This is a genomic window from Sulfobacillus sp. hq2 (genome assembly GCF_002903155.1).
In the GTDB taxonomy this organism is placed as follows: Bacteria; Bacillota; Sulfobacillia; order Sulfobacillales; family Sulfobacillaceae; genus Sulfobacillus; species Sulfobacillus thermotolerans.
The window spans coordinates 1-4,228 of sequence record NZ_NWUL01000001.1 but is presented as its reverse complement, the minus strand read 5'-3'; the positions used below and the strand labels follow the sequence as shown (position 1 = coordinate 4,228).

At 56.3% G+C, this 4,228-nt stretch carries 8 protein-coding genes; all 8 read left to right on the top strand.

Going from position 1 to position 4,228, the window contains the following annotated elements; all coding sequences use genetic code 11:
• Positions 1 to 150 precede the first annotated feature (150 nt).
• The 8 genes from CO251_RS00040 to CO251_RS00005 all read left to right on the top strand — a co-directional run bounded on the left by CO251_RS00040 (position 151) and on the right by CO251_RS00005 (position 4,083).
• Positions 151 to 423, top strand: coding sequence for a hypothetical protein (locus tag CO251_RS00040; protein ID WP_103373774.1), 273 nt, complete (start codon positions 151 to 153; stop codon positions 421 to 423).
• Positions 424 to 462: 39 nt separating this feature from the next.
• Positions 463 to 720, top strand: coding sequence for a hypothetical protein (locus CO251_RS00035; protein ID WP_103373773.1), 258 nt, complete (start codon positions 463 to 465; stop codon positions 718 to 720).
• A gap of 61 nt (positions 721 to 781) precedes the next feature.
• Positions 782 to 1,171, top strand: a complete 390-nt coding sequence (locus tag CO251_RS00030; RefSeq protein ID WP_103373772.1) for a hypothetical protein — start codon at positions 782 to 784, stop codon at positions 1,169 to 1,171.
• On the top strand, positions 1,171 to 2,016 hold the full coding sequence (locus tag CO251_RS00025; RefSeq protein ID WP_242968139.1) for a DNA adenine methylase: 846 nt from the start codon (positions 1,171 to 1,173) through the stop codon (positions 2,014 to 2,016). The genes CO251_RS00030 and CO251_RS00025 overlap by 1 nt, the downstream gene beginning before the upstream one ends.
• A 73-nt stretch (positions 2,017 to 2,089) precedes the next feature.
• Complete coding sequence (locus CO251_RS00020) at positions 2,090 to 2,680, top strand: hypothetical protein (RefSeq protein ID WP_103373770.1); 591 nt, start codon at positions 2,090 to 2,092, stop codon at positions 2,678 to 2,680.
• On the top strand, positions 2,667 to 3,212 hold the full coding sequence (locus CO251_RS00015) for a DUF6036 family nucleotidyltransferase (RefSeq protein WP_103373769.1): 546 nt from the start codon (positions 2,667 to 2,669) through the stop codon (positions 3,210 to 3,212). The genes CO251_RS00020 and CO251_RS00015 overlap by 14 nt, the downstream gene beginning before the upstream one ends.
• 219 nt (positions 3,213 to 3,431) lie before the next feature.
• Complete coding sequence (locus tag CO251_RS00010; RefSeq protein WP_103373768.1) at positions 3,432 to 3,812, top strand: DUF805 domain-containing protein; 381 nt, start codon at positions 3,432 to 3,434, stop codon at positions 3,810 to 3,812.
• 85 nt (positions 3,813 to 3,897) lie between these two features.
• Complete coding sequence (locus CO251_RS00005; protein WP_103373767.1) at positions 3,898 to 4,083, top strand: hypothetical protein; 186 nt, start codon at positions 3,898 to 3,900, stop codon at positions 4,081 to 4,083.
• Positions 4,084 to 4,228 lie beyond the last annotated feature (145 nt).

Genomic DNA, 4,228 nt, shown 5'->3' with positions numbered 1-4,228 from the left:
TTCCTCCACACGAGGATCCTCCGGAAAGGGGCTGCCGTGAATAGCGGTTGTCCATATTTGTCCCAAGAATTGGGCAGCTGCTGATACCACGGATTCCGCGTTTTGAGCAAAAGCTTTGCGCCCGATTGCGGTCACAAGGAGATGAAATTCGTGGAACACATGGTTGCAGTGGTTGAACGAGGATTAGGCTCCACCGGTCACGTATGTTGGGGCGTCACAGAGATAGAGGGGCAGGGATGGGCCTTGTGGTGGGATGCGTCAGGACACCCTTGGAACACGATGGAGGACTTGTTAGCGACCGGACCGTCGGCGCGGCAAGGCGTAGCCTGGTATGACACCCGCAATGATGTGATACGGGCTGTGCAGCAATTGCACCCACCGGAGGGCCCTGCCTTGTTAGAACAACTCCAGCGCGGAATGTAGCGAGCGGAGCCCCGAAAATCCTGCAAAGGAGAGGAGATCATGATTGCAGATTGGGAAGTGCATAGTCTGGCTCTAACGGCTGGGGAAGCCACGCACTGCGTGGCCCGGGGGTCCGATCCTCTGGCCCCGGCTACGTCGCCCCGGGTATTTGTGGAGGATTTAGTGCGCCGTTGGGCAGGTGATGACGCGGATTTCTCAGCCATTACCACCCGTCCAGCTCACGTTTATGAATGGCTTGACGAACGCCCTACTGCACGGCGTCCGGTATCGATCCGCGTGCAGATTCTGGCCAACTAGCGTTGCCTTATCGGCCGCACTTTGATGATAGCAATTCGATCACATAAAGGAGATGAGAAGCATGGCCCAGCGCCGCACTACACCCCGTCGTCGGGGCGCCTTGCCGGGGCGACGGCGGGTCGAATGGACGCGCCACGCCATGATTCGGTGGCGGGAACGCTTTCCCACGTTAGGGGTAGAAGATGCGTGGGATTATGCCGTGTTTTGGGGCCACTATCGAGGCTTGTGGGCATGGCGTGTCTGCTCCGATGGCGTCGCGATTGCGATCCCTACGCCCACAGCGTGGCGAATTCTGACGTATTGGCGACTGGCGTGGTGGGATGCCTTGGTCACCCAACACAATGAGTGGCGGGGGAATCACGTGGTAGGGCCCCCGGAAGAACGCGCGAAGCTCCTGCACCGACGGGAAGCTCGTATGTTCTTGGCGGCCCGTCAGGAGATGGTGCAGTGATGGCTCCGCCGGTATTATGGCCCTGGCAAGGAGGCAAAGCTCGATTGGCAGCAGGAATCGCCTCCCGACTGCCATCACACCGAGCCTACGTGGAGCCGTTTGCAGGGACGGCGGCGGTGTTTTTGGCGAAGGCCCGAAGCCCCATCGAAGTGCTCAATGATGCCAATGGGGATATTATTGCCGTCTATCGGTGCCTCCAAGATCCCGTGACGATGAGGCATCTCGTGCGCCGATTGCGGTGGACGCCGATTAGTCGGGCTGAGTGGCGTCGGGCCAAAGACTCTGCGCCTATAGGGGATACGGTCGAACAAGCCGCTCGATTTCTCATTCGTTTAACCCAGGGGTTTGGCGGCAAACCCGATTCGAGCAGTTGGGGTGGGGGCATGGCGTCTGACATTCAAAGCCGCGTGGACCGCCTATTGCATCGGCTTCCCGTGGTCGCTGACCGTCTACGAGGTGTCGCCTTAGAATCTGGGGATTGGAGTGACGTTGCCACACGGTACGATCGGGTTGATACCGTGTGTTATTTGGATCCTCCGTATGTGGGAACGGATGGCGATTATGGAATGGCGTGGACCTTGGCCGATCAAACTCACTTGGTAAATACCGTTCTTCAGATGCGCAGTATGGTGGTGCTATCAGGGTATGAACATCCGACGACTTTAGCGTTAGTCGATGCGGGATGGCATCAAGAAACCTATCGCCTCCCCGTGGGGGTCAAAGGCCGCACGGAGGCCACGGGTTTAGCGCGGGGGAGACTAGCGGCTCAGGATTATCGCACGGAATGTCTCTGGTGGTCCCCGTCCGCGTGGGCCCATGCCAATCGCCAATTGGCATGGTTTTAGAACCAGATGCCAGTCCAGTGTGTGGTGCTATAATGTCAATCAAATACTCGCGTATTGTCGGGAGGGTTGATTCGTGAAAGTACCACCCATGACCCGCCACCATGACGACTTCCCGATCCGATGGTCCTTGGCCGGGCTACGTCAGATCATGGGGCAAGAAATTACCACGGTCACGCATCAAGAACGGTGGAGCGATCCATTGTTGGGAACCACCGACGAATGGATGGCGTTGCTCCAATTAGGCCAGCACTATCCACGAGTGGCCGTGTGGCAGGGGCCGTGGTGGTTGTTTAGCGATCCCGACGTGATTCAGGAAACGTTGGCCGCTGTTCCCGTAACGAGCCGGGACGATCCCCAAGCCATGGCCATACGGGAAGGCGTGTGGTTTTGGCGGGCGCTGAGTTGGGGCACCTACTCAAATCCCGTGACCTGGGCGATTCAGTCCTTTGTCATGCTGGATGTCTGGCCGCCGGATTTCTGGCGTAAGCTCGATGCGATTCATGCGTTGCCGATTCGAGACAGGATTCGGCTGGACCGTCGGGTCTTATTCCTGCGGCGTGTGATCGAAGCCGCGAGTCAAGGATTGGCCACTATTCCCCAGGGGGTGGGCACTCTCGACTGTCGCCCGTTGTTGTGGAAAGGAGATCATTGTGGGAAATTTTAATCTTCGCGATGACAGCGCAGTGTATCGCGCTTTACAGCAATGGGATGAATCCGCTCAGTGGCCTCGCGACGGTCATGCCGTGCTTGTTCTGCTGGGTGGAGTGGCCTTGGCGTTTTATCATGTGATGGCCCGTGATACCACCCATGATATTGATGCGATTCTATTGGAAAGTACTGTCGTACCCGACCGTTTGATCCAAGAGGCGGACAATCTGGATATTTCCTTTCGAGCGGGATCGGTGGCGTGGTTACAACAAGATTGGGAATCGCGAATCCACTGGAGTTCATGGCAATTTCGCCATTTAACCGTAGGATGGCTGAGCCCCTATGATTGGATTGTGAGTAAGTTGGGTCGATGGCAACAGCACGATTCGGCGGATGCAATTGCCGTGGCGCAGAACTTGAATCCAAACCAGTTGTATGAGTATGTGAAAGACGGCCTCAATGACTACATCGGCAATCCCGCCAATCCTCGTAGTGCATGGAACGATTTAGTCGACGCGCTGAGATGGCCTTCGACGTTAAAATTGTGACAGTAGCGCCAGAAGCCGACGCCCCAACGGCTCCCAATACCTAAGTTGGGGCCGATCCGGGGTCCCCTGCTGTCGCTCTGATGGACGATGCTCGAAAAAATTACGCCGTAAGGCCCAGCACCGTCGCAAAACCTAAGTCTTAGCCCACGGCACAGAATCGTGACCTTTTGTGATGCCTTGACGAACGGCATCACGCAGAAATTCAGAGGGGGCATTGCCATGCAATGGTATCTCGGCGTCTGGAGAAATTATCTCGGATTCGATGGCCGCGCATCGCGGACCGAATACTGGATGTTTGAGTTGTTTAATGTTCTGGCGGTGATTGTCTTGTATCTTCTAGCGTCTCTAGCACACGAGCTCGTGATATTAACGTGGGTATACGGCTTAGCTGTATTGTTGCCGAGTCTTGCTGTGCAAATTCGCCGACTGCATGACACAGGGCACTCGGGATGGTGGTTGCTGATGAGCCTGATCCCGCTTGTCGGAGCTATCGTCTTATTGGTATTCTTCGTATTGCCGAGTGATCTGGGAAGCAACCGTTTCGGATCAGTGGCGCCGACCGTCCCTGATGTGAGGAGTAGTTCAGCTACGCCGTTTTAGCGCGATGCCACTGTGGACCAGTCGTCCGCGATCACGGACAGCTGGTTTCTTTTAGCAAGGCGACAACAAGAAAGAGACCGATAACATGCGTGATCCCGCCCGAATTGCCCCGATGTTAGCTCTCATGGCCGAGATTTGGCACCGCCATCCTGACTGGCGGCTCGGCCAGTTGTTGGTGAATGTGGCTTCGGCCAGCGGCCCCGTTGATCTCTTTTTGGTCGAGGATGATCGCTGGGCTGAATTATTGGCACAATGGGCGAAGAAATCATAGGGGAGACTCCGGACCGATGATTCAGCCGACACACATATAGCGCGGGGGCTACGTGCACGACCTGCAACAACCCTTGCCTTTCTATGCCTTTGGGTGGTAAACTATGGACATGGAAGAATACTTATCCATTGGCAAGGCGGCAAAG

Bases quoted from the DNA above. Each gene is read 5' to 3' on its own strand.
- CO251_RS00035 (WP_103373773.1), top strand. From the start codon at position 463: ATGATTGCAGATTGGGAAGTGCATAGTCTGGCTCTAACGGCTGGGGAA.
- CO251_RS00030 (WP_103373772.1), top strand. From the start codon at position 782: ATGGCCCAGCGCCGCACTACACCCCGTCGTCGGGGCGCCTTGCCGGGG.
- CO251_RS00025 (WP_242968139.1), top strand. From the start codon at position 1,171: ATGGCTCCGCCGGTATTATGGCCCTGGCAAGGAGGCAAAGCTCGATTG.
- CO251_RS00010 (WP_103373768.1), top strand. From the start codon at position 3,432: ATGCAATGGTATCTCGGCGTCTGGAGAAATTATCTCGGATTCGATGGC.
- CO251_RS00005 (WP_103373767.1), top strand. From the start codon at position 3,898: ATGCGTGATCCCGCCCGAATTGCCCCGATGTTAGCTCTCATGGCCGAG.